The following is a 22,628-nucleotide window of genomic DNA, read 5'->3' as shown; positions in this document are numbered from 1 at the left end:
CACAGAATGACCCCGATCAGCGCGACAGCCTCCCTCACGCAACCGCGACCGCTGCGGTCGTTTTGCCTGTCCTGGGTGTCCGTCATTGCCGTGTTCTTTGCCTGCCTGGCGCTGGTGCCGCTCTGTTTCGTGCTCTGGGCAACGCTTGCCACGGGATATGAGACGGCGGTCGCGCTGATCTTTCGGCCTCGCGTCGCCGGCCTTCTGCTCAACACCGTCTTTCTCATCCTGCTGACCGTGCCGGCCTGTGCGGTGCTTGCCGTCGCGCTTGCCTTTCTGACGGAGCGCACGGACCTTCCCGGCGCACGGCTGTTTGCCTGGCTGTGCGTCGCCCCCCTTGCCGTGCCGGCCTTCGTTCACAGCTATGCCTGGATCGGCGTCTGGCCGGGCCTCAACGGTCTTTCGGCCGGCGTGCCGATCTCGATCGTCGCCTATTTCCCGTTTCTCTACCTGCCGGTCGCAGCCGCACTCAGGCTTCTCGATCCGGGGCTCGAGGATCAGGCGGCATCGCTTGGGCTTTCGCCGCTTTCCGTCTTCTTCCGTGTGGTCCTGCCGCAGCTGCGGCTGGCGATCCTGGGCGGCGCGCTTCTGATTTCGCTGCATCTGCTCTCGGAATACGGTCTCTTTGCGATGATCCGCTTCGACACCTTCACCACCGCGATCATCGATCAGTTCCAGTCGACCTATAATGGCGTGGCGGCCAATATGCTGGCAGTGGTGCTGGTCTTGTGCTGCCTCGTCTTCCTCGGGCTGGATGCCGCCATTCGCGGCAGGCGCCGCTATGCACGGCTGGGATCGGGCGTCGCGCGGCGGGCAACCGTGACGCGGCTCGGGGCCCTGCGCTATCCGGCCCTTCTTCTGCCTATTGTCACCTGCGCCTTCTCGCTCGGCATTCCGGCACTCACCCTCGGTCACTGGCTGGTGGCGGGCGGTGCTGCGATCTGGCGCTTCGATGCCATTGGCCTTGCCCTCTGGCAGACGCTGCGCATCTGCCTCATCGGCGGACTGGCCACCACGGCGGCCGCCATTCCCATCGCCTGGCTGTCGGTGCGCCGCCCGAGCCGGCAGAACCGCCTGGTCGAGGGCTGCTATTATCTCGCGAGCGCCATGCCGGGCGTGGTCGTGGCGCTCGCGCTCGTCACCATGACGGTCAAGGTTGCCACCCTCTACCAGACGCTTGCCACGATCACCTTTGCCTATGTGATCATGTTTCTGCCGCGCGCGCTGGTGAGCCTGCGCGCCAGTATCGCGCAGGTGCCGAAGGAACTGGAACAGGCGGCCGAAAGCCTCGGCCGCTCGCCGGCGCAGGCACTTCTCGCCACCACGGTCAGGCTTGCGGCACCCGGTGCCGCCGCCGGCCTTGCGCTCTCCTCGCTCGGCATCATGAACGAGCTGACGGCAACCCAGATGCTGGCGCCAAACGGCACGCGCACGCTCGCCATGGCCTTCTGGGCGCTGACCGGCGAAATCGACTATGCCGGTGCGGCGCCCTATGCCGTCCTCATGGTGGTGTTTTCGCTGCCGCTCACCTGGCTCCTCTATCAACAGTCAAAGAAGATCGCCGGACGATGACACTGCTCGAGATCTCGACGCTCAAGAAGCATTACGGGCCGGTCAATGCCGTCGATGGCGTCAGCCTTGCGATTGAAAGCGGCAGCCGCACGGCCATCGTCGGTCCCTCCGGCTGCGGCAAGACCACGCTGTTGCGGCTGATTGCCGGTTTCGAGGCGCCCGATGGCGGCACGATCCGCTTCGATGGCGGGTTGATCGCCGATGCGCGCGCGCAGATCCCGGCGCACAAGCGCGGCGTCGGCATCGTCTCGCAGGACGGCGCGCTGTTTCCGCATTTGAGCGTCGAGCAGAATATCGGCTTTGGCCTGAAGGACGACGGGGAAGACCGCAAGACGCGCATCGAGACCCTGATGGACATGGTGGAACTCGACCGCGCCATGCTGACGCGCCGCCCGGACCAGCTGTCCGGCGGCCAGCAGCAGCGCGTGGCGCTGGCGCGTGCGCTTGCCCGGCGTCCGCGCGTCATCCTGCTCGACGAGCCGTTTTCGGCACTCGACACCGGGCTTCGCGTCGCAACGAGAAAGGCGGTCGGGTCCGTTCTGTCGGCGGCCGGCATCACGACGGTTCTCGTCACGCATGACCAGGCCGAAGCGCTCGCCTTTGCCGATCAGGTTGTGGTCATGCGCGCCGGGCGTTTTGCGCAGGTCGGCACGCCGCGCGAGGTCTATATGCGTCCGAACGATGCCGAAACGGCAGCCTTTCTCGGCGACGCCATCGTGCTCGACGCCACGCTGAAGGACGGACGCGCCACCACAATTTTGGGCGACATCGCCGTCAACGCGAATGAACGCTCCGGTTCGGTGCGGATCCTGCTGCGCCCCGAACAGTTTTCGATCCTGCCCGCTGAGGGGACCGGCGAAAGCACCGTCACCGGCACCGTGGTCGACCTCGATTTCTGCGGGCCAAGTTCGGAGCTTGCCATCGTGCCGGATGCCGCGCCGGATTTCACCGTCCGCCTTGCCATGGCAAGCCGGCACCTCCTCGAAAAAGGCAACCGCGTCTCAATCGAGATCAACGGACCGGCCCACGTCTTTCCGTGACCGTGGCAGCCGAACGAGCAAACGGGCTGAGCCGAACGGCAAGACCCGTGTAGCAACAGGCCGCGGCACGGCTCACGCGCTGCCGGTCAACCGCGCATGGCGGCGAAGCCATTCCTGCAGGTCCTGTTCGGCGCGTTCCAGCGTTGCCTGGTTGAGCAGCTTGCGCAGGAAGGCTTCGGTGACGGCGCGCGAGCGGAAATTGTAGCGCGCCTCGCCGTCGCTTTGGGTGCGATCATAAACGCCGAGCTTCTCGTAGATCTGTTGCAGGCGGTTCTGCACGCTGCGCAGCGAGAGGTTCCGCCGCTTTGCGATGAGCCTGTCGGTGAGGCCAAGCGCGATATCGACAAGCACTTCGTATTCGGTCTCGCTGAACCCCTGCAGGTGTCCGAGGCTCTTTTGCTGCATGCCGCGCACCTCGCGGTCGATCACGCATTGCGCCTCGATGAAGATCGCCCGCAGCGCCAGCCGAAGCCGCTCGTCGGAGGCCGATTTCAAGACATAGCCATAGGCGGCGCCATCCGGCACGATGCGCGAAATGCCGCGCACATTGGCCTCGTCGGCATAGTTGGACCAGAACAGGATGCGCGTGTCCGGTCGCTCCCGCCAGATGGTGCGGGCCGCCTCGATGCCGTTGCGCGGGCTCATCTGCAGATCCATCACGATCGATTCGAAGCGATGGTCGCGCGCGAGCTTCTCGCCCATGGCGCCGTCGCCGGCCTCCAGCACGAGATCGCATTCGGGAAGGGCTGCCCGCACCGCCTCGTGAAGGTAGGAGCGGTGCAGGGGGTCGTCCTCAACGATCAGAACCTTCATCGGCCGTCTCCCGTCTCGTCCATGCGCAAGCTCACCCGCACGAAGGTCCGGCCGTCTTCGGTTCCGCAGGAAAACCGTCCGCCGATCAGGCGGGCGCGCACGCGCATGTTGTCGAGCCCGCTGCCGCCGGATTTTTCCGCCTTGCCCATGCCGATGCCGTCGTCAGAAATTTCCAGCAGAAGCCTGTCGCTCTTGCGGGAAAAGGCAACGGTGATGCGGCTTGCCTGCGCGTGGCGCACGGCATTGTTGATCGCCTCCTGGGCAATGCGAAAGAGGGTGATGGCGACATTGGGAGACAGCCTGCCGCTTGCCCCGCAACTGTCGTCGGCAAGCTCTGCGGCAATCACAAGCCCGCTGTCGCGGATCGAACGTTCCAGGTGGTTTTCGATCGCATCCACCAGCCCGAACAGCTGCAGCACGGAAGGGCGCGCCTGCTCGATGATCTGGCGAAGGTCCTGCATGGATTGCTGCAGGCTGCGAAACAGCGGCTCCAGCTTGTCGCCCGGCACGCTGTCCATCAGGCTCAAGCGTTCCAGACGCCTTGCAAACCGGGTGAGATCGCCCAGCGTCTGGTCGTGCAGGTCCATGCCGATGCGCTGGCGCTCGGCCTCCAGAAGCTCGGTCAGCCGGGCCGCCCCCTGGCGCAGCGCCTCCTCGCGCACGCGTGCCGCCTCCTCCACGATGGCCGATTGCTTGGCCTGTTCGGCCGCCCGGATGGCGAAGAAATAGGGGGCCAGCAGATCGCCGATCGACTGCGCATGCGACAGATCGCGGGGGGTGTAGAAATCCGTCGACAGGCTCGAAAAGGACAGCGCGCCGATCGTTTCGCCATGCACTTTCAGCGCCACATGCAGCCGGCTTTTCAGCCCGTGCGCACGGATGGGATCGGAAAACGAGCCCTCGAAGTGAAAGCGCGGATCGCGCGAGGCATCCGGCGTGATGTAGCTGTCGGTCTCGCCGACGAGGAGGGCGCGGATGGGACTGTGCTCAATGAGCGCCGGCGGCCGCTTGCTCCAGTCGGTTTCCAGCCCGCTCTCATAGGCCGTATGGAAGGTGCTGCCGGGCGTGATGATGCAGACATCCATGTGATCGTGCGGAATGATCAGCGCGATCTCCTTGGCCACCGCCCGGATGGCCGAGCGGAAATCCAGCTGGCCGGCAAGCAGGCGCGCAATCGTCAGATACTGCCTGAACGACGAGGCGGATGCATCTTCAAGCATGTCTTCCTCCCGGATGCGCGAAATCCCCTCCCGGACGGCGCATCGCTTCTTTCTATTCTTTCCTCATGGCAGATCGTGTGTCCTGCGGGAACCCGCACCTGATCTGCGGTAACCCGCAGGTGGTTTGCTCCAATCCGCCTGTACAGCATTTCACAATTGCCGCATCATCACAGCTACTGGAGAACTGCTCCAGGGAAAAGCTTTCGGGGCACGTCGTTGAGGAGCGGCGCTGAAAGTGGCCGGCAGGACCCGGCATCGAGGGAGAGAGACATGACCATGAAATTCGTTCTTGCGGCAACCGCTGCCGCGATGCTGAGCACCGTTGCGTTTTCGGCCCATGCCGAAACGTCTTCGAAGAAAATTGCCCTGTCCAACAACTACGCCGGCAATTCCTGGCGTCAGGCCATGCTGACCAGCTGGGACAAGGTGACCAAGGAAGCGGTGAAATCCGGCATCGTGGCGGCCGCCGATCCGTTCACCACGGCGGAAAACCAGGCGACCGAGCAGGCAGCCCAGATCCAGAACATGATCCTGCAGGGCTATGATGCGATCGTCATCAACGCGGCCTCGCCGACGGCGCTGAACGGCGCGATCAAGGAAGCCTGCGATGCCGGCATTACCGTGGTGTCGTTCGACGGCATCGTGACGGAACCCTGCGCCTGGCGCATCGCCGTCAACTTCAAGGAAATGGGCGCAAGCCAGATCGAATATCTGGCGAAGAAATTGCCGAAGGGCGGCAATCTTCTCGAAATCCGCGGCCTCGCCGGGGTCTTCGTCGATGACGAGATTTCCGCCGGCATCCATGCCGGTGTCGAGAAATACCCGCAGTTCAAGATCGTCGGCTCCGTGCATGGCGACTGGGCGCAGGATGTCGCCCAGCGCGCGGTGGCAGGCCTCCTGCCGAGCCTTCCCGAGATCGCAGCCGTGGTGACCCAGGGCGGTGACGGCTATGGTGCCGCCCAGGCCTTCGAAGCGGCCAAGCGTCCGACACCCGTCATCGTCATGGGCAACCGTGAGGACGAGCTGCAGTGGTGGAAGAAGCAGAAGGATGCCAGCGGCTACGAGACCATGTCTGTCTCGATCGCACCCGGCGTCTCGACGCTCGCCTTCTGGGTGGCCCAGCAGATCCTGGACGGCAAGCAGGTGAAGAAGGATTTGACCGTTCCCTTCCTGCGCATCGACCAGGCTAATCTCGAAAAGAACCTCGAGACGACGCAGAAGGGCGGCGTTGCCAATGTCGAGTATTCGCTCGAAGACGCCAAGGCCGTCATCGCTTCGGCGAAGTAACGCAAGGCAAACGTGATCGCCGACAAGGCGTTCCTCCCGCAGCTTCATCCGGGAACCGGTTTTCCGGGTGGAGCAGCCATCTATCGTGGTTTGAACTGATAAGCCGGCAGCGTGGGCAAGTGTGGAATGACTGAAGTGTCAGAAACCGAAGCGGTGGTGTCCATCCGTCAGGTGCGCGTCGAATTCGGTGCGGTGAAGGCGCTGGATGGCGTGGATTTCGAGGTGCGTCCCGGCGAGGCGGTCGGCCTGGTCGGCCATAACGGCGCCGGCAAGTCGACGATCGTCAATGTCATCAATGGCGGGCTGTCGCCGCATCAGGGCGAGATCCTCTATGAAGGCGAGCCCGGCGGCGGAATTTCCAGGGCGCGAGCGCATGGCGTGCGCTGCGTCTTCCAGGAACTGTCGCTCTGCCCCAATCTGACCGTGGTGGAAAACACCCGCCTCATGCATGCGGGCCTGAAGGGTCTCGGCTGGCGAAAGAGGGCGGCAACCCTCATCCGCGCCCGCATGGACGAAGTCTTTCCCGGCCATGGCATCGATCCGCTCGCAACCGTCGGATCGCTGTCGATTGCCGAGCGCCAGATGGTGGAGATCGCCATCAACTTCCTGACCGTCACCGAAGATCCCAAGCTCGTCATCCTCGACGAGCCGACCTCTTCGCTCGATGCAAGCCTTGCCGAGCAGCTGATGACCTATGTGCGCCGTTTCGTGAGAGAGGGCGGCTCAGTTCTGCTCATCTCGCACATTCTGGGCGAGATCCTGTCCACCTCCAGCCGCATCGTGGTGATGAAGGACGGTCGCGTCGTCACCTCGCGCCCGGCGGGCGAATTTTCCGTGAAAACCCTGGTGGAGGCGATGGGAAGCGTGGTGAAGGAAACCGCGCGCACGGCCTCGTCAGGCACGGCGTCTGCCGAAAAGGTCATCGCGCTTGCGCCGCAAGGCGGCTCGGCGACGCCGTTTCATGCCGCAAGAGGCGAGATCATCGGTCTTGCCGGCCTTGGCGGCCATGGCCAGACGCGCATGCTGCTCGACCTCTTTGCCGAGAGCAGCAGCAAGTGGTTTCCGACCGCCGCCAAGCGGATGGCCTTCGTGGCGGGCGACCGCGCGCTGAACGGCACGTTTTCGCAGTGGAGCATCCTGCGCAACCTCTCGATCGGCAACCTGCCGCAGCTTGCGCGGCTTGCTGCGGTCCACACAGCCCGCGAAACCGCGCATGGCGAAGACTGGAAAGCCCGCATGGGGATCCGCACACCGGACATGAACAATCCCATCCTGTCGCTTTCCGGCGGCAACCAGCAGAAGGTGCTGTTTGCCCGCGCGCTGGCGAGCGACGCCACCATCGTCCTGATGGACGATCCGATGCGCGGCGTCGATATCGGCACCAAGCAAGAGGTCTATGCGACGCTGCGGCGCGAGGCGTCTGCCGGGCGCACCTTCATCTGGTATTCGACCGAAATGGACGAGGTGCGGCTCTGCGACCGCGTCTATGTCTTCCGCGACGGCGCCATCGTTGCCGAACTCTCCGGCGATGCGGTGAGCGAGGAAAATATTCTGGCGGCCTCCTTTTCGGGAGAAGCGGCATGAGAAAGACCGTCTCCAACCTGCTGCCGATCCTCATCCCGGCCGTCTCGCTTGCCGTGCTTCTCGCCGCCGTCTTCTACATGCAGCCGCGCGCCATGAGCTATACGGGGCTCAATCTGCTGTTCAACCTTGCCGTGCCCATCGCGCTTGCGACCATTGCGCAGATGATCATCATGGCGGTCAACGATCTCGATCTGTCGATCGGCACCTTCGTAAGCTTTGCCGCCTGCGTGACGGCCGTCTACATGCCGAACCAGCCGGCCGTCGCGATCCTCATTCTGGCCGGTGCCGTCGGCATCTATGCGCTGCTCGGCATTGTCATCACGCTGCGCGACCTGCCATCCATCGTCGTCACGCTCGGCATGAGTTTCGTCTGGGGCGGGCTTGCGGTGCTGATCCTTCCGGCCCCCGGCGGGCAGGCACCGGTCTGGCTGCGCGCGCTGATGGTGTCGAAGCCGCCGCTCGTGCCGATGGCGATCGTTGCCAGCGTGGTGATTGCGGTTCTGGCGCATCTCCTCATCATGCGCTCCACCTTTGGTGTGCTTCTGCGCGGCGTCGGCGGCAACAGCCGGTCGGTGGCGCGCGCCGGCTGGTCGGTTCTGACGCTCAAAGGCGCCGCCTATGCCACGGCCGGCGTGTTTGCGGTGCTGTCCGGCATGGCGCTGGTCGGGCTCACCACCTCTGCGGATGCCAATATCGCGCTGCGCTATACGCTTCTGTCGATTGCCGGCGTCATTCTGGGCGGCGGTGAATTCGTCGGCGGCAAGGTGTCGCCCATCGGCGCGGTCATCGGCGCGCTGACGCTGACGCTTGCCGGCTCCTTCCTGTCCTTCCTGCGCATCTCGCCCGACTGGCAGATCGGCGCGCAGGGCGGCATTCTCATCATCGTGCTGGCCCTGCGGCTCGTGATCAACCGCCGCAGCCCGCAGGAGAAGACATCATGAACCGCCTGAGCCTTCTTTCCCGCAAACCCTGGACCTGGTCCTTCGTCGCAGCGCTTGCCACCTGGGTCGTGACGATCCTGTTTACCGGCGGCGCCAGCACCGCAAGCCTCACGCAGGCGACGCTCACCTTTGCCGCCTTTTCGGTGATCGTCGGTCTTGGCCAGATGCTGGTCATCACGCTCGGGCCGGGCAATGTCGATCTGTCGGTGCCGGCCACCATCACGCTGTCGGGAACGGTGGCGCTGAAGCTGATGGACGGGCAGGACGGCATGATCCTGGCGGGCCTTGCCGTCTCCATCGCCATCGGTCTTGCCATCGGCATCGTCAACTACGCGATGATCAAGTTCCTGCGCATTCCGCCGATCATCGCCACGCTGTCGATGAGCTTTCTCGTCCAGTCCACGGCGATCTGGTATAATCGCGGCCTGCGCGTGAAGCCGCCGGAGGCGCTGGCAAGCTTTACCACCTCTTCCACCTTCGGCGTGCCGAACACGGCGCTTGTCGCCCTCCTTCTGTCGCTTGCCGTCTGGTGGCTGCTCGACCGGGCAATCTTCGGACGCTGGATCTCGGCCATCGGCCAGAATGCCTTTTCCGCCCGCATGGCCGGCATCGCCGTCGATGGCTGCCGGCTTGCGACCTATGTGCTCTGCGCGGTACTGGCCTCGGTCTGCGGCTATCTTCTGGCAAGCTTTTCCGGCGGCGCCGCGCTCAACATGGGCGCCGAATATCTGCTGATGTCGATTGCCGTCGTCGTCATCGGCGGCTCGGCGGTGGCGGGCGGCAATTCCAACGTGCCGGGCATCTGGGGGGCATCGCTCTTCATGTTCCTCGTCGTTTCCATGCTCAACACCTATGGCTTCGGGGCTGGCGTGCGGCTCATCATGACCGGCCTCATCATCATCTGCGTCATCGTGGCGGCAAGCCGACCTGCCGGGTCGGCGCGCTGACCTTCAGACACTCACACCAGCCAACCGGATAGCCCATGTCGCACGCCCGCACCGGGATCTACGAGATCCACGATCCCCGCTTCCGCAACCTGATCGTCTCGAGCGCTGCCCTCGAGGAACTTTACAGCGGCTGCCGCTGGGCCGAAGGCCCGGTCTGGTTCGGCGACCACAATTGCCTGATCTTCAGCGATATCCCGAACCAGCGGATGCTGCGCTATGTGCCGGGTGCCGGCGTCTCGACCTTCCGCAGCCCCTCCAATTTCGCCAATGGCAATACCCGCGACCGCGCCGGCCGGCTGATCACCTGCGAGCATGGCGGGCGGCGGGTGACGCGCACCGAGGCCGACGGACGCATCACGGTGCTTGCCGACCGCTTCGAGGGCAAGCGCCTCAATGCCCCCAATGATGTCGTGGTCAGATCCGATGGCAGCATCTGGTTTACCGATCCGACCTACGGCATCCTCTCCGACTACGAGGGCTACCAGGCAGAGCCCGAGCTCGACACGCACAATGTCTTCCGGCTCGATCCGGCAACAGGAGAGCTGTCGGTGGTCGTCGATGATTTCGGCCAGCCGAACGGACTTGCCTTCTCGCCAGACGAGAAGCGGCTTTATGTGGCCGATTCCGCCTCGAGCCATGACGAGACCTGGCCGAGCCATATCCGCGTCTTCGACGTAACGGAGGAGGGCAGGCTTGCCAACGGGCGCGTGTTTGCCGAAATCGACAAGGGGCTACCGGACGGGTTCCGCCTCGATCTTGCCGGCAATCTGTGGACGAGTGCGGCAGACGGCGTGCACTGCTTTGCGCCCGACGGCACGCTCCTTGGCAAGATCCTCGTGCCGCAGACGGTCGCCAATCTGACCTTCGGCGGGGAGAGGCGCAACCGGCTCTACATCACGGCGACGACCTCGCTTTACGCTATCTACGTCACGACGACCGGTGCCCAGTGGCCGTAAGACAGAGCGCCGGGCGCGCGGGGCTCTTGGCGGTTTCGCTGCCAGATGGGAGAGACTGGACACATCTGTAATCGCCGGATTGCGATACCCGCCACAGGGTGGACAGCTTCTAAAACTGTCCCTATGTAACGGACCGGAGGTTGTCAGACATCATGACAATAGGGCTTGGTGAGCGCAACGCGTCCCGGCCCGGAGGAGAAGGGAATAGCCGTCGTGGCCTTGCAAAACAGCCTGAAATCCGTGGAAATCCTGCCGGAAGACGCCGACAAGGCGCTGCTCGTCGGGCGTGTCTGGTCGAATGCGGCCGCAGGCCCGTGCCCGGTTCTTGTGAAGGCCGGTCGCGTGTTCGACCTCAGCAGCCTTTCGCCCACCATGTCCGGCCTTCTGGAGATCGAGGGGCTTGCAGAGCAACTCGCCGCAGCAACCGATCTTGCCGATCTCGGCAGCCTTGACGCCTATCTGTCGGGCGAGGCAGGCCATCTTCTGGCGCCGGTCGACCTGCAGGCGGTCAAGGCCGCCGGCGTCACCTTCGCCGACAGCATGCTGGAGCGGGTGATCGAGGAACAGGCCAAGGGCGATGCGGGGCGGGCGCAGGAAATCCGCGGCAAGCTCGCACCGGTTCTCGGCGACAGCCTGCGCGGTCTGGTTGCCGGGTCAGAACAGGCCGCCAAGGTCAAGACGCTGCTGCAGGACATGGGCCTCTGGTCGCAATATCTGGAAGTCGGCATTGGGCCGGATGCGGAAATCTTCACCAAGGCGCAGCCCATGTCGTCGGTCGGCTGCGGCGACCGTGTGGGCATCCACCCGATTTCGCAGTGGAACAACCCGGAACCTGAAGTGGTGCTGGCCGTGCGCTCCGATGGCACGATCGTCGGGGCAACGCTTGGCAACGACGTCAACCTGCGCGATGTCGAGGGCCGCTCGGCGCTTCTGCTCGGCAAGGCCAAGGACAACAACGCCTCCTGCGCCATCGGCCCGTTCATCCGCCTCTTCGACGGCGATTTCACGCTCGACGTCCTTCGCAAGGTGCGCGTCTCGCTTCTGGTGCGCGGCGAGGACGATTTCGAGATGACCGGCGAAAGCCCGATGGAGGCAATCAGCCGCACGCCGGAAAATCTCGCAGCGCAATTGCGCAACCGCAATCACCAGTATCCCGATGGCGCCGTTCTGTTTCTCGGCACGATGTTTGCGCCGGTCAAGGATCGTCGTGGCGTCGGCCTCGGCTTTACCCATGAGATCGGTGACCGGGTGGAGATCTCCACCCCGAAGCTCGGTCGCCTGGTCAATATCGTCGACCGCTGCGATGCCTGCCCGGAATGGACCTTTGGCACGCGGGCGCTGTTTGAAAACCTCGCCCGTCGCGGTCTTCTCTAAGGCAGTCTAACTCCAAAAAGCGTACCGGCGTCCGAGCGGACGCCGGCTTCGCCGCTCGCGGCGTGCCGCTATTCCGGAATGGCCGGCAGCACCGTGTCGCGCGTCTTCAGCTGTTTTTCGCGGAAGAAGATGAACAGGCCGGACCCGACGATGAGCGTCGCCCCGATCACCATGCTAGTGCGCGGCACCTCGCCGAAGAACCACCAGCCGAAGACGATCGCCCAGACAAGCAGCGTATATTGCAGCGGCGCAACCGATGCCGCGTCGGAAATCTTGAGCGCCCGATTGACCAGCATATGGGCGCTCATGGCAACGATACCGAGGAGGCCGAGCGCCAGGAGTTCCGTGGCCGATGCCAGCGGTACCCAGTCGAAGGGAGCCGAAACGAGGCCCGCAATCGCCGTTCCCAGCATCTGGAAAAGAACCAGCGTCTTGTCCGGCGTGGCGCGCAGGCTGCGGCCCGACAGCAGCATGAAGGCAAAAGCGGCCGTGCCGACAACCGAGATCAGCGCCGGCAGGGTAAACATGGCACTCGACGGCTCAAGCGTCACGATGACGCCGACAAAGCCGATGCCGATCGCCGTCCAGCGCCGCCAGCCGACCTTTTCCCCCAGAAGAAAGGGGGCGGCGGCGGCCACATAGATCGGCGCTGCCAGCCAGTAGGTCATCACGTCGGCAAGCGGCAGCGACATTACTGCATAATAGAAGCAGAAGAGTTCGAGCGTCGAAAAGACGACGCGCGCCGCCTGCAGGCCCGGCCGCTCCACCTCCAGGATCGGCTTGCGGCCGGAAATCCATAGGAAGGGGGCCAGAATGATGAGCGCGGCAATCGAGCGGATGAGGATGACCTGGCCAAGCCCGTAGCTTCCCATCAGCCACTTGCCCATGGCGTCGTTCAGCGAAAACAACAGCATGCCGAAGAGCATGATGGCAGGCCCGGCAAAGACTTTGGCCGGTGCGCTGCGGCGGGAAGGGGATGCTGACATGTCTGCTCCAGAGCGATGATCGGTGGCGGCGATCGAGGTGGGCGAGGGCAGAGCGACCGCAGCTCTCCCGGGCGCGTTCCGAAGGCAGGGTCGGCGTCATCCGAACCGCTGACCGGGCAGCACCATGATGACGCCCTTCTGCACGTTTCCGACGGCGCTGACCAGAACCTTGTGCCGCAGGATGCAGAAAGCCCGCCACCTTTCCGGGCGCACGTGCCCTTGATGCCTCGCGCAGGAGATGTGGCGCGGCAAAGCGAGGCGCCGGCCGGCGCCATCGTGCGGTTGAAAGCCGTGAGTTGAGCCTTGCCGGGCGGCGCAGCTGCAGGTTTTTACCCGCGCAATGTCGGCTGGATCGGCCGGATTATTTGTTTTCGGGCGCCTGGAACAAATGCTGCAGGACGTCGTTTCCGCCCGCCACGAACGCGCCGCGGAACAAGGATGACCGGCATGTCACAGCCTTTGCCCAAGCATCTCAGCGGCCGCTCGCTTGCGGCCCTTGCCGTTCTCAATTTCTTCCTCGCCGATGCGCGCGACGGGCTGGGGCCGTTTCTCGACGGCTTTCTGGCGACCCATGGCTGGTCGCCGATGACGCTCGGCATCGTCGCAACGCTCGGCGGCGTGCTGGGGATGGTCTCGACGCCGCTGCTTGGCGCCTATGTGGATGCCTCCACGCGCAAGCGCATGCTGATCATCGTGCCCGTGATCCTGGTGACGGCAAGTGCGCTATGGACGCTTGCAAGCCCCGGCAATGCCGCTGTCTTCGGTGGCCTGTCGATGACGGCGGTGGTCGGCGCGGTGGTCGGTCCGGCGCTGATGGGCCTCACGCTCGGTCTGGTCGGCGAACGCGCCTTTTCCCGCCAGGTGTCACGCAACGAATTCTGGAACCACGCCGGCAATGTCGTCTCCCTCGCCGGGATCTATGTCGCGACCCTCTATTTCGGCGTGAGCGGCATTGTCGGGCTGATGATCGCAACAGCCATCGCCACCATCGTGGCAACGCTTGCCATCAACCCGCGCGAGATCGACCACCAGGTGGCGCGCGGGCTTTCCCATGACGATGGCGCGCCGGGCCCTTCCGGCTACAAGGTGCTCGTCGGCAGCCGGGGGCTCATCCTGCTTGCCGTGACGCTGATGATCTTCCATTTCGGCAATGCGCCGATCAGCCGTCTGATCGCCCAGAACTTTTCGATCCAGCTCGGCACGCCCTTCCGCACCACAGCGATCACCACCGGCGTCTCGCAGCTGTCGATGATTGTCGTGGCGCTCGCCACGCCTTTCCTGCTGCGGCGCTTCGGGCTTTCGACCGTCTTTCTGATCGCGCTTCTGTCACTGCCGCTGCGCGGCGCGATTGCCGGTTCGTTCACAAGCTTTGCCGCCATCTATCCGGTGCAGATCCTTGACGGGGTGGCGGCCGGCCTGATCGGCATCGCAACGCCGATCGCAGCCGAACGGATCTTGTCCGGCACCGGCCGCTTCAATGTCGGCTTTGCCGCGGTGATGACGGTGCAGGGCATCGGCGCGTCGCTGAGCAACGTCGTGGCCGGCTGGCTCACCGATCTCGGCGGCTATTCGCTCGCCTATTTCGTCCATGGTGGCGTGGCGCTGCTTGCGGTTGCAGCGTTTCTTGCCGGGCGTACATCCATCGCCCCGCCGCATCACGAAGAGACTGGCGCCCCGTCCGATTCCACAGTAGCAAGCTTGCCGGACGCCTCTTCCAACCCTTGAAAAGCAGATGACCATGCAGGCATTGACGATGACGTGGACGATAGCGGGCCTCACGGCGCTCGGCGTGATCACCCGCCCCTTCGGCTGGCCGGAGGCGATCTGGGCCGTTATCGGCGCCGTCCTTCTCGTCGCGCTCGGGCTGATCGGCGTGTCCGATGCCTGGCTCGGCGTCTCCAAGGGGCTCGACGTCTATCTGTTTCTGATCGGCATGATGCTTCTGTCGGAACTCGCCCGCCGGGAGGGTCTGTTCGACTGGCTGGCCTCGGTGGCGACCGCCCATGCCAAGGGGTCACCGCGCCGGCTCTTTGCCCTCATCTTCGGCGTCGGCATTGTCGTCACGGCCTTCCTGTCCAACGATGCGACGGCGGTCGTGCTCACCCCTGCCGTCTATGCGGCGTGCCGGGCGGCGCGCGTGCGCGATCCCATGCCCTATCTGCTGATCTGCGCCTTCATCGCCAATGCGGCAAGCTTTGTCCTGCCGATCTCCAATCCGGCCAATCTGGTGATTTTCGGCGGTGGCGAGATGCCGCCGCTCGGCCATTGGCTTTCGACCTTCACGCTGCCCTCGATCGTGGCGATCGCGGCAACCTTTGCCGCGCTCTACCTGACGCAGCGTCAGGCGCTGGCTGCCGATACGATCAGCCGCGAGGTCGAGCAGATGCCCCTGTCGCACAGCGCCCGGCTTGCCGGGGCAGGCCTGGTGCTGACGGCCCTTCTCCTGCTTGTCGCCTCCGCTCTCGACCTCGATCTCGGCCTGCCGACCTTTCTCGCCGGCGGTCTTACCACCGCCATCATCATGGCGGTGACCCGGCAGAGCCCGGTTGCGACGTTGAAGGGCGTGTCGTGGAGCGTGCTGCCGCTGGTGGCTGGCCTCTTCGTCGTGGTCGAGGCGCTGAACGGCACCGGACTTGCCGATACGCTGGCGCGCTGGCTGTCTTCCGGCGCCGAGAGCCATCCGGCCCAGACGGCAGCGCTTGCCGGCACCGTGGTCGCCTTCGTCTCCAACCTCGTCAACAATCTGCCCGCGGGCCTTGTCGCCGGCAGCGCCGTCCAGGCGGCACATGTGCCGGACAAGATCGCAGCCGCCGTGCTGATCGGCGTCGATCTGGGGCCGAACCTTTCCGTCACCGGGTCGCTTGCGACGATCCTCTGGCTGTCGGCGCTGCGTCGCGAAGGGCTTCAGATCGGTGTCTTCGCCTTCCTGAAGCTCGGTGTCGTGGTGATGATCCCGGCGCTCGCGCTGTCGCTTGCCGTGCTTGCCGTTCAGTGAAGTCTGGTGTGCCCGGCGGCTGCTTTTTGAAACTTACTGGTCCGCCACGGCAAGCCCGCGCGTGATAAGATCGAGATGGGCGCGGATATAGGCGTCGCACTCCTCCTGCGGCGTTTCGCCGAACACCAGGTGGTCCACGACAAGGGCAATCACCGGCCCGACGATGACCGATGCAAGGGCAGCCGGGCCTGCGCGAAATTCGCCCGCCGCAATGCCTTCATCGAGCAAGGCCTGGACGTGGTTGAACAGGGGGTCGATCAACTCCTCCTGATGCCTCTTGATGATCTCGGGAAAGCGCGAGCCCTCGGATACGACGAGACGGATGAGTTCCCGCGTATGCCTGTTTTTAAGGACTTTCTCGTAAGACATCAGAAGCAGTGCTTCAAGACGCTCCGCGCAATTGCCGGACAGGTCTCCGACGCCCCGCAGCAGCTCTTCAAGAGGGGTGGCAATATGTGCAATCATAGCCGAGAAGAGGTTTTCCTTCGTCGGGAAGTAGACATAGATCGTGCCTTTGGTGACGCCGATACGCTCGGCGATATCCTCCACGCGGGTCATGCCATACCCGTGGGCGATGAATTCCTCGAATGCCGCATCGAGAATCTGGATGGGCCGCAGAGCCTTCTGTTCAGCCCTGTTCAGCTTCCTTTCACCGTCAATCGCCATGCGCATTCTCCTCGTCTACAAACTCATTGACTAACCAGTCATTCAAAATTACCGTAGTCTGGCAATTGTTCAAGGGGCAACCATGCGACGACTAGCTACAAACGCACTTCTGGCGTTTTCATTCGTAACGCTTGCAGGCTGTGCGCCGCAGGAGGAAACGCCCCCGAAGGCGCCGCGATATGTCGGCACGGTCACCGTGGCTGAAGCGCAGGTCGCGGAAAGGATTTCCACGACCGGGGAAATCAGTGCCCGCGTCCAGTCGGATCTGTCGTTCCGGGTCAGCGGCCGCATCACAGATCGCTTCGTCGAGGTGGGAGACCGGGTGAAGGCAGGGCAGGTGCTCGCCCGCATCGATGCGCAGGAGCAGAAGGCCGACCTGCAGGTGGCCGTGGCAACGCTTGCCTCCGCGGAGGCCCAGCAAACCCAGGCACAGCAGGCCTTCGATCGCCAGCAGAGCCTGTTCAGCACGGGCGTGACCACGCGGGCCGATCTGGATTCGGCGCGTGAAACGCTGCTGCGCGCGCAGGCGACGGTGGAATCCGAGCAGGCCCAACTCGACACCGCCCGCGACACGCTCGCGCAGACAGACCTGACCGCCGATGCCGACGGGGTCATTACGGCGCGCAATGCCGAAGTGGGGCAGGTGGCCCAGGCCGCCCAGGTGATCTTCACGCTTGCCCATGACGGTCCCCGCGATGCCGTGGTCAATGTCGATGAATCGCTTCTTCTCGGCCGTGAACTGGCCGATGACATCGAGGTGCGCCTTCTGTCGGGCGGCGCCCCGATCAAGGCCGAGGTGCGCGAAGTGTCGCCGACGATCGATTCGAGCTCGGCCACCATCCGCGTCAAGCTTGGTCTTGAGGATGTGCCGCAGGCCAAGCTTGGAAGCCCGGTTGTCGCCACCGCCTCGTTCAAGCCGCAGACCGCAATCGAACTGCCCTGGTCGTCGATGGCATCCCTGAACGGCAAGCCGGCGGTCTGGGTGGTCGATCCGGCCAGCCACGCCGTGTCGATCCGGCCGGTCGATGTCATCACCTATCACAGCGACCGCTTCTCCATCCGCTCGGGCGTCAAGCCGGGTGAGATCGTGGTGGCGACCGGCGCCAATTTCCTGAACCAGGGAGAAGTCGTGGCTATCGAAGGAACCGCACAATGAAGACCGCCCCCTCAAGCCTTTCGGCGCTGCTTCTGGCCGCGACCTTCCTGACGGGCTGCCAGAAAGAGGAAGCAAGCCAGCCCGAACCGCCGCGTCCGGTCCTGTCGGTGGTGGCTGAGGAGCAGCCGGCCGCCGAGCTTGCGCTTCCCGGAACCGTCGAAGCCCGCATCACCACCGATTTCAGTTTCCGCGTCCTTGGCCGCATCGTGGCGCGCAATGTCCATGTGGGCGATCTCGTCAAGAAAGGCGATGTCCTTGCCGCCATCGATCCGCTGGCGCTGGAGCTTGCCGTCAAGAGTTCGCAGTCGGATCTCGTCAACAGCCAGGCCCAGCTTGCCAATGCGCTGACCACCGAGCAGAGACAGAAGACGCTCTACGAAAAACAATCGGGCGCCAAGTCCGCATTCGAGACGGCGGAGCTTGACCGCAAGACGGCCGAAGCCTCCGTCGACAAGGCCCAGGCCAATCTCGACAAGGCGAAGGAACAGCTGAGCTATGCCCGCCTTCTGGCCGAATTCGACGGCGTGGTGACCAGCACCGCCGCCGAAGTGGGCCAGGTCGTCTCTGCCGGCCAGACCGTGGCAACCGTTGCCCGCCCCGACATCAAGGATGCCGTCATCGACGTGCCGGAAACCGTCGCTGACAAGGTGCGGCCGGGATCGGCCTTCGACGTCGCGCTGCAGCTCGATCCGAGCGTGCACGCCAAGGGCGTCGTGCGCGAGATTGCGCCGGAGGCGGACGATGCCACGCGCACGCGCCGCACCAAGCTCAGCCTCACCGATCCGCCGGCGGCCTTGCGCCTCGGCTCGGTCATCACCGCCACCGCTCTCGACAAGGATGGGGCGTCCATCCGCCTTCCGTCCTCCGCCATCAAGATGGACGGAACGCGCGCCCTCGTCTGGGTCGTGTCGGAAGCCGAAAAGAAGGTGACATCGCGGGCGGTCACGCTCGCCAGTCCGCCACAGCCCGGGGGCATGGTCACGGTCGCCGAGGGCTTAAAGCCGGGTGAGCGCATCGTCACCGCCGGCGTTCACAAACTTCAGGAAGGCCAGACTGTCCGCCTCGATCAGGAGATGACCAAGTGAAATCCTTCAACCTCTCCGACTGGGCCCTCGAGCACCGCTCGCTCGTCTGGTATTTCATGATCGTCTTCCTGGCTGTCGGCGCCTTTTCCTACGCCAATCTCGGGCGTGAGGAAGACCCGGCCTTCACCATCAAGACGATGATCATCAATGCGCAATGGCCCGGCGCTTCTGCCGAGGACATGACGCGCCAGGTGACCGACCGCATCGAGAAGAAGCTCGAGGAACTCGACGCGCTCGATTATACCCGCAGCGAAACCACGGCCGGCCAGACGACGATCTTCGTTGAACTTCTGCCCACCACCAAGGCCAAGGACGTGCCGGGCAACTGGATCCGCATCCGCAACATGATCGCCGATATCCAGAGCGATTTCCCAAGCGGCGTTGTCGGCCCCGCCTTCAACGATTCCTTCGGCGACGTGTATGGCAATATCTATGCCTTTCTCTCGGATGGCCTGACGCAGCGCCAGATGCGCGACCTCGTCGAGGATGCCCGCGCCAAGCTGCTGACGGTTCCCAATGTCGGCAAGATCGACATCATCGGCGCCCAAGACGAGGCGATCTATCTGGAATTCTCCACCCGCAAGATCGCAGCGCTCGGCATCGACCAGCAGGCGGTCATCGATACCCTGCAGGCGCAGAATGCGGTCACGCAATCGGGCGTGGTCGAAGCCGGTTCCGAGCGGATTGCGCTGCGCGTCAGCGGCCAGTTCACCTCGGAAGAGAGCCTTCGCGCCATCAACCTGCGCATCAACGACCGCTATTTTCCGCTGACCGATATCGCCACCATCCGGCGCGGCTATGTCGACCCGCCCTCGGCGCTCTTCCGCTTCAAGGGCGAGCCTGCCATCGGCCTTGCCATCGGCATGAAGACCGGCTCCAATCTCCTGAAGTTCGGCGAACAGCTGGATGCGCAGATGAAGCGGGTCGTCTCCGACCTGCCGATCGGCGTGGATGTGGAGCGTGTCTCCGATCAGCCGGCGGTGGTCGATGAGGCCGTCTCCGGTTTTACACGGGCGCTTTTCGAGGCCATCGTCATCGTTCTTGCCATCAGCTTCATCAGCCTTGGCGTGCGCGCCGGCATGGTGGTTGCGGTTTCCATTCCGCTTGTGCTCGCCATCACCTTCGTCGTCATGGAATATAGCGGCATCTCGCTGCAGCGCATTTCGCTCGGCGCGCTCATCATCGCGCTCGGCCTTCTGGTCGATGACGCCATGATCGCCGTCGAGATGATGGTGTCGCGGCTGGAGGCGGGTGATACGCTGCGCAAGGCCGCAACCCATGTCTACACCTCGACCGCGTTTCCGATGCTGACAGGCACGCTGGTGACGGTTGCCGGCTTCATCCCGATCGGCCTCAACAACAGCGCCGCCGGCGAATTCACCTTCACGCTCTTCGTCGTCATTGCCGTCTCGCTGCTCGTCTCCTGGATCGTGGCGGTGCTGTTTACGCCGCTTCTCGGGGTGACCATCCTGCCCAAGACGATGAAATCGCACCACGAGAACAAGGGACGCGTGACGCGCGGCTTTGCCTCTATCCTGCGCCTTGCCATGCGCTGGCGCTGGGCAACGATCCTGTTGACCGTGCTTGCCTTTGTCGCCTCCGTCGGCGGCATGGGGCTTGTGCAGCAGCAGTTCTTCCCCTCGTCAGACCGCGTCGAACTCATCATCGACTGGAACATGCCCAACAACAGCACCATTGCCGAGACGAACCGGCAGATGGCGCAGATCGAGAAGGAACAGCTCGCCGGCAGCCCGGATATCGACCACTGGTCGACCTATGTGGGTCAGGGCGCGCCGCGCTTCATCCTGTCCTACGATGTCCAGACGCCGGCGGCCTGGTTCGGCCAGATCGTCATCGTCACCAAGAACCTGGAGGCGAGAAACCGTCTGCGCGCCCAGCTGCAGGCCTATGTCAACAAGACCTTCCCGGGCACGGATGCCTTCGTGAAGCTGCTCGACATCGGCCCGCCGGTCGGCAAGCCCGTGCAGTATCGCATCAGCGGTCCAGATATCCAGAAGGTCCGCCAGCTGGCGCAGCAACTGGGCGGCATCGTCAACCAGAACCCGCTTCTGACCAACATGACCTACGACTGGAACGAACCGTCGCGCGTCGTGAAGGTGGATGTGCTGCAGGACAAGGCGCGCCAGCTCGGCATTTCCTCGCAGGATATCGCAACCCGCCTCAACGGCATCGTCGAGGGTTCTTCCACCACCAAGGTGCGCGATTCCATCTATCTGATCGACGTGATCGGTAGGGCGCAGGACAGCGAGCGCGGCGCCATCGAAACGCTGAAGAACCTCCAGCTTCCGAGCAGCAGCGGCAAGTCGGTGCCGCTCTCGGCCGTCGCCAAGTTCCGGTACGAACTGGAACAGCCGAAGATCGGCCGCCGCGACCGTATTCCGACAATCATCGTGAAAGCCGCGGTAACCGGAACAACGCAGCCGGCGACGATCGTGTCGCAGCTTGCGCCCGAGGTCGAAAAATTCACCGCCACGCTGCCGCCCGGCTATTTCGTCAAGGTGGGTGGTTCGGTTGAATCGAGCGCGGATTCGCAGGGCCCGATCGCCGCCGTCGCCCCGATGATGCTGTTCGTCATGGCGACCATCCTGATGATCCAGCTGCAAAGCTTCAGCCGGCTCTTCCTGGTGTTTGCGGTGGCCCCGCTTGCCCTCATCGGGGTCGTGGCAGCGCTTCTGCTCAGCAACGCGCCAATGGGCTTCGTTGCCATCCTCGGCATCCTCGCGCTCATCGGCATCCTCATCCGAAACTCGGTCATCCTCGTGGTGCAGATCGAGCATCTGCGCAGCGAGGGCGTGCCGCCGTGGCGGGCGGTGATCGAGGCGACGGAACACCGCATGCGGCCCATTCTTCTCACCGCGGCCGCCGCGACGCTCGCGCTCATCCCGATCTCCCGCGAAGTCTTCTGGGGCCCGATGGCCTATGCCATGATGGGCGGGATCGTGGTCGGAACGGTGTTGACGCTGCTCTTCCTGCCGGCCCTCTACGTCGCCTGGTTCCGCATCCCGCGCAACAAGGATGACGAGATCCCGCAGGCCACCGAGGCCCATGGTTGAGACATGCAGAAACGGCGCCTTCAGGGGCGCCGTTTTTGATTGATGACAATGTCCGTTGGGGTGCCGCTTGGAGAACCCCGTTAAGCCAGCGTTCTCACGGGCCTTCGCAGATCGGGGCGCGGTCGGTGGCGATCTCGCCCACCTCGGCGCTGTAGGCGCGAAGACCCTGCTGATCGAGGTCGATGATCCGGTAGCAGGGATTACCGCCGGTCCACAGCGGGTTCGGCGTATCGACATCGGTGATGAAACGATGCGCGCAGGCCTGGCCGGAACTGTAGGCGATGCCTTCGGCACTCGTGCCGGAAAGTGGAATATGGATATGGCCGAAGATGATGTGGCGCACGCCCGGCGCATGACGGGCGAGGCGCTTCATGACGGCACCGCCATCGTGCATGCCGATTTTTTCGAAGTGGGCAATCTTCGTGTCCATCGGCGGGTGATGGATGAAGACGGTGACGGGAAGATCGCCGGCGCCTTCCAGCGCCTGGTCGAGCCAGACCATGCGGTCATCGCCATAGATGCCGCCGATCACGCCGGCCTCGTGGCTGTCGAGAAAGAGGAGACTGCCGGCATCGGTGTCGAGGAACGACTGGATGAAGCCGTTTTCGTCACGCGGCTGGCCCGGAAAGGCGTCGATGAAATTCGGGCGGTCGTCGTGATTGCCGAGCATGAGGCGCGTCGGAAACGGCACCGGCGCCAGAATGTCCTTCAGCAGCGCATAGGCCGCCGGATCGCCGTGGTTGCACAAATCGCCCGTCATCACCAGAAGGTCGGCATCGGCATGTTTTTCGATGATGTCGGCAATGGCAGCGCGCAGCTGCTTTTCCGGGTCGACGCCGTTCACCACAATACCCGAGGGCATCAGGTGGGTGTCGGTCAGCTGAATGATTTTCATGACGGTCTTTCTGCAGAACAAGAGTGCGGCTGCGGGG

18 protein-coding genes are annotated in these 22,628 nt (G+C 64.1%); 13 read left to right on the top strand and 5 right to left on the bottom strand.

What is annotated here, in order from left to right; genetic code table 11:
* Positions 1-6: 6 nt before the first annotated feature.
* Together ACEXP3_RS15095 and ACEXP3_RS15090 are read left to right on the top strand one after the other, a co-directional pair.
* Positions 7-1,572, top strand: coding sequence for an ABC transporter permease (locus tag ACEXP3_RS15095; RefSeq protein ID WP_377298027.1), 1,566 nt, complete (start codon positions 7-9; stop codon positions 1,570-1,572).
* Entirely contained in the window at positions 1,569-2,612 is a 1,044-nt protein-coding gene (locus tag ACEXP3_RS15090; RefSeq protein WP_377298026.1) for an ABC transporter ATP-binding protein, read from the top strand. Before ACEXP3_RS15095 ends, ACEXP3_RS15090 begins: the two co-directional genes overlap by 4 nt.
* Positions 2,613-2,684: 72 nt before the next feature.
* Here ACEXP3_RS15090 and ACEXP3_RS15085 read toward each other — a convergent pair whose 3' ends face one another.
* Both ACEXP3_RS15085 and ACEXP3_RS15080 read right to left on the bottom strand, forming a co-directional pair.
* Positions 2,685-3,425: a response regulator transcription factor gene (locus tag ACEXP3_RS15085; RefSeq protein ID WP_377298025.1), complete on the bottom strand. Its 741-nt coding sequence runs from the start codon at positions 3,423-3,425 to the stop codon at positions 2,685-2,687.
* Positions 3,422-4,645, bottom strand: coding sequence for a GAF domain-containing sensor histidine kinase (locus ACEXP3_RS15080; protein WP_377298024.1), 1,224 nt, complete (start codon positions 4,643-4,645; stop codon positions 3,422-3,424). Before ACEXP3_RS15080 ends, ACEXP3_RS15085 begins: the two co-directional genes overlap by 4 nt.
* A 276-nt stretch (positions 4,646-4,921) precedes the next feature.
* On the opposite strand from ACEXP3_RS15080, the gene ACEXP3_RS15075 reads away from it, so the two are divergent.
* The 6 genes from ACEXP3_RS15075 to ACEXP3_RS15050 all read left to right on the top strand — a co-directional run bounded on the left by ACEXP3_RS15075 (position 4,922) and on the right by ACEXP3_RS15050 (position 11,734).
* Positions 4,922-5,932 (top strand): ABC transporter substrate-binding protein, encoded by a 1,011-nt coding sequence (locus ACEXP3_RS15075; protein ID WP_377298183.1) that lies wholly within the window; start codon positions 4,922-4,924, stop codon positions 5,930-5,932.
* A gap of 126 nt (positions 5,933-6,058) precedes the next feature.
* The gene (locus ACEXP3_RS15070) at positions 6,059-7,516 is read left to right on the top strand and encodes a sugar ABC transporter ATP-binding protein (RefSeq protein ID WP_377298023.1); all 1,458 of its coding nucleotides are present in this window, start codon (positions 6,059-6,061) and stop codon (positions 7,514-7,516) included.
* Positions 7,513-8,457, top strand: a complete 945-nt coding sequence (locus ACEXP3_RS15065; RefSeq protein ID WP_377298022.1) for an ABC transporter permease — start codon at positions 7,513-7,515, stop codon at positions 8,455-8,457. The genes ACEXP3_RS15070 and ACEXP3_RS15065 overlap by 4 nt, the downstream gene beginning before the upstream one ends.
* Positions 8,454-9,404, top strand: coding sequence for an ABC transporter permease (locus ACEXP3_RS15060; protein ID WP_377298021.1), 951 nt, complete (start codon positions 8,454-8,456; stop codon positions 9,402-9,404). Before ACEXP3_RS15065 ends, ACEXP3_RS15060 begins: the two co-directional genes overlap by 4 nt.
* A 35-nt stretch (positions 9,405-9,439) precedes the next feature.
* Complete coding sequence (locus tag ACEXP3_RS15055) at positions 9,440-10,360, top strand: SMP-30/gluconolactonase/LRE family protein (protein ID WP_377298020.1); 921 nt, start codon at positions 9,440-9,442, stop codon at positions 10,358-10,360.
* Between the two features lie 213 nt (positions 10,361-10,573).
* Positions 10,574-11,734 (top strand): fumarylacetoacetate hydrolase family protein, encoded by a 1,161-nt coding sequence (locus tag ACEXP3_RS15050; RefSeq protein WP_377298019.1) that lies wholly within the window; start codon positions 10,574-10,576, stop codon positions 11,732-11,734.
* A gap of 68 nt (positions 11,735-11,802) precedes the next feature.
* Here ACEXP3_RS15050 and ACEXP3_RS15045 read toward each other — a convergent pair whose 3' ends face one another.
* Positions 11,803-12,720 carry a DMT family transporter gene (locus ACEXP3_RS15045; RefSeq protein WP_377298018.1) on the bottom strand — a complete coding sequence of 306 codons (918 nt, stop codon included), beginning with the start codon at positions 12,718-12,720 and terminating at the stop codon, positions 11,803-11,805.
* 447 nt (positions 12,721-13,167) lie between these two features.
* Between ACEXP3_RS15045 and ACEXP3_RS15040 the strand changes: the two genes are divergently transcribed.
* Together ACEXP3_RS15040 and ACEXP3_RS15035 are read left to right on the top strand one after the other, a co-directional pair.
* Positions 13,168-14,445: an MFS transporter gene (locus tag ACEXP3_RS15040; RefSeq protein WP_377298017.1), complete on the top strand. Its 1,278-nt coding sequence runs from the start codon at positions 13,168-13,170 to the stop codon at positions 14,443-14,445.
* A 13-nt stretch (positions 14,446-14,458) separates the two neighbouring features.
* Positions 14,459-15,715, top strand: coding sequence for an arsenic transporter (locus tag ACEXP3_RS15035; protein WP_377298016.1), 1,257 nt, complete (start codon positions 14,459-14,461; stop codon positions 15,713-15,715).
* A gap of 33 nt (positions 15,716-15,748) precedes the next feature.
* Here ACEXP3_RS15035 and ACEXP3_RS15030 read toward each other — a convergent pair whose 3' ends face one another.
* The gene (locus tag ACEXP3_RS15030; RefSeq protein ID WP_377298015.1) at positions 15,749-16,381 is read right to left on the bottom strand and encodes a TetR/AcrR family transcriptional regulator; all 633 of its coding nucleotides are present in this window, start codon (positions 16,379-16,381) and stop codon (positions 15,749-15,751) included.
* An 82-nt stretch (positions 16,382-16,463) separates the two neighbouring features.
* Between ACEXP3_RS15030 and ACEXP3_RS15025 the strand changes: the two genes are divergently transcribed.
* From ACEXP3_RS15025 to ACEXP3_RS15015, 3 genes are read left to right on the top strand one after another with little or no spacing between them, the layout of a single operon-like run.
* Positions 16,464-17,537 carry an efflux RND transporter periplasmic adaptor subunit gene (locus ACEXP3_RS15025; RefSeq protein WP_210106271.1) on the top strand — a complete coding sequence of 358 codons (1,074 nt, stop codon included), beginning with the start codon at positions 16,464-16,466 and terminating at the stop codon, positions 17,535-17,537.
* The gene (locus tag ACEXP3_RS15020) at positions 17,534-18,622 is read left to right on the top strand and encodes an efflux RND transporter periplasmic adaptor subunit (RefSeq protein ID WP_377298014.1); all 1,089 of its coding nucleotides are present in this window, start codon (positions 17,534-17,536) and stop codon (positions 18,620-18,622) included. Before ACEXP3_RS15025 ends, ACEXP3_RS15020 begins: the two co-directional genes overlap by 4 nt.
* Entirely contained in the window at positions 18,619-21,696 is a 3,078-nt protein-coding gene (locus ACEXP3_RS15015) for an efflux RND transporter permease subunit (RefSeq protein ID WP_377298013.1), read from the top strand. The genes ACEXP3_RS15020 and ACEXP3_RS15015 overlap by 4 nt, the downstream gene beginning before the upstream one ends.
* 94 nt (positions 21,697-21,790) lie before the next feature.
* Here the strand turns inward: ACEXP3_RS15015 and ACEXP3_RS15010 are convergent, their stop codons facing one another.
* Positions 21,791-22,591 carry a phosphodiesterase gene (locus ACEXP3_RS15010; protein WP_377298012.1) on the bottom strand — a complete coding sequence of 267 codons (801 nt, stop codon included), beginning with the start codon at positions 22,589-22,591 and terminating at the stop codon, positions 21,791-21,793.
* Positions 22,592-22,628: the final 37 nt, after the last annotated feature.

The sequence above is a fragment of the Neorhizobium fuzhouense genome, from assembly GCF_042611105.1.
Lineage (GTDB): Bacteria > Pseudomonadota > Alphaproteobacteria > Rhizobiales > Rhizobiaceae > Neorhizobium > Neorhizobium galegae_A.
This window is presented reverse-complemented; position numbering and strand designations above follow the sequence as displayed.

Excerpts from the sequence above, each read along its gene's own strand:
- ACEXP3_RS15095 (WP_377298027.1), top strand. The coding sequence starts at position 7 with ATGACCCCGATCAGCGCGACAGCCTCCCTCACGCAACCGCGACCGCTG.
- ACEXP3_RS15090 (WP_377298026.1), top strand. The coding sequence starts at position 1,569 with ATGACACTGCTCGAGATCTCGACGCTCAAGAAGCATTACGGGCCGGTC.
- ACEXP3_RS15085 (WP_377298025.1), bottom strand. The coding sequence starts at position 3,425 with ATGAAGGTTCTGATCGTTGAGGACGACCCCCTGCACCGCTCCTACCTT.
- ACEXP3_RS15080 (WP_377298024.1), bottom strand. The coding sequence starts at position 4,645 with ATGCTTGAAGATGCATCCGCCTCGTCGTTCAGGCAGTATCTGACGATT.
- ACEXP3_RS15075 (WP_377298183.1), top strand. The coding sequence starts at position 4,922 with ATGAAATTCGTTCTTGCGGCAACCGCTGCCGCGATGCTGAGCACCGTT.
- ACEXP3_RS15070 (WP_377298023.1), top strand. The coding sequence starts at position 6,059 with ATGACTGAAGTGTCAGAAACCGAAGCGGTGGTGTCCATCCGTCAGGTG.
- ACEXP3_RS15065 (WP_377298022.1), top strand. The coding sequence starts at position 7,513 with ATGAGAAAGACCGTCTCCAACCTGCTGCCGATCCTCATCCCGGCCGTC.
- ACEXP3_RS15060 (WP_377298021.1), top strand. The coding sequence starts at position 8,454 with ATGAACCGCCTGAGCCTTCTTTCCCGCAAACCCTGGACCTGGTCCTTC.
- ACEXP3_RS15055 (WP_377298020.1), top strand. The coding sequence starts at position 9,440 with ATGTCGCACGCCCGCACCGGGATCTACGAGATCCACGATCCCCGCTTC.
- ACEXP3_RS15045 (WP_377298018.1), bottom strand. The coding sequence starts at position 12,720 with ATGTCAGCATCCCCTTCCCGCCGCAGCGCACCGGCCAAAGTCTTTGCC.
- ACEXP3_RS15040 (WP_377298017.1), top strand. The coding sequence starts at position 13,168 with ATGTCACAGCCTTTGCCCAAGCATCTCAGCGGCCGCTCGCTTGCGGCC.
- ACEXP3_RS15035 (WP_377298016.1), top strand. The coding sequence starts at position 14,459 with ATGCAGGCATTGACGATGACGTGGACGATAGCGGGCCTCACGGCGCTC.
- ACEXP3_RS15030 (WP_377298015.1), bottom strand. The coding sequence starts at position 16,381 with ATGGCGATTGACGGTGAAAGGAAGCTGAACAGGGCTGAACAGAAGGCT.
- ACEXP3_RS15025 (WP_210106271.1), top strand. The coding sequence starts at position 16,464 with ATGCGACGACTAGCTACAAACGCACTTCTGGCGTTTTCATTCGTAACG.
- ACEXP3_RS15020 (WP_377298014.1), top strand. The coding sequence starts at position 17,534 with ATGAAGACCGCCCCCTCAAGCCTTTCGGCGCTGCTTCTGGCCGCGACC.
- ACEXP3_RS15010 (WP_377298012.1), bottom strand. The coding sequence starts at position 22,591 with ATGAAAATCATTCAGCTGACCGACACCCACCTGATGCCCTCGGGTATT.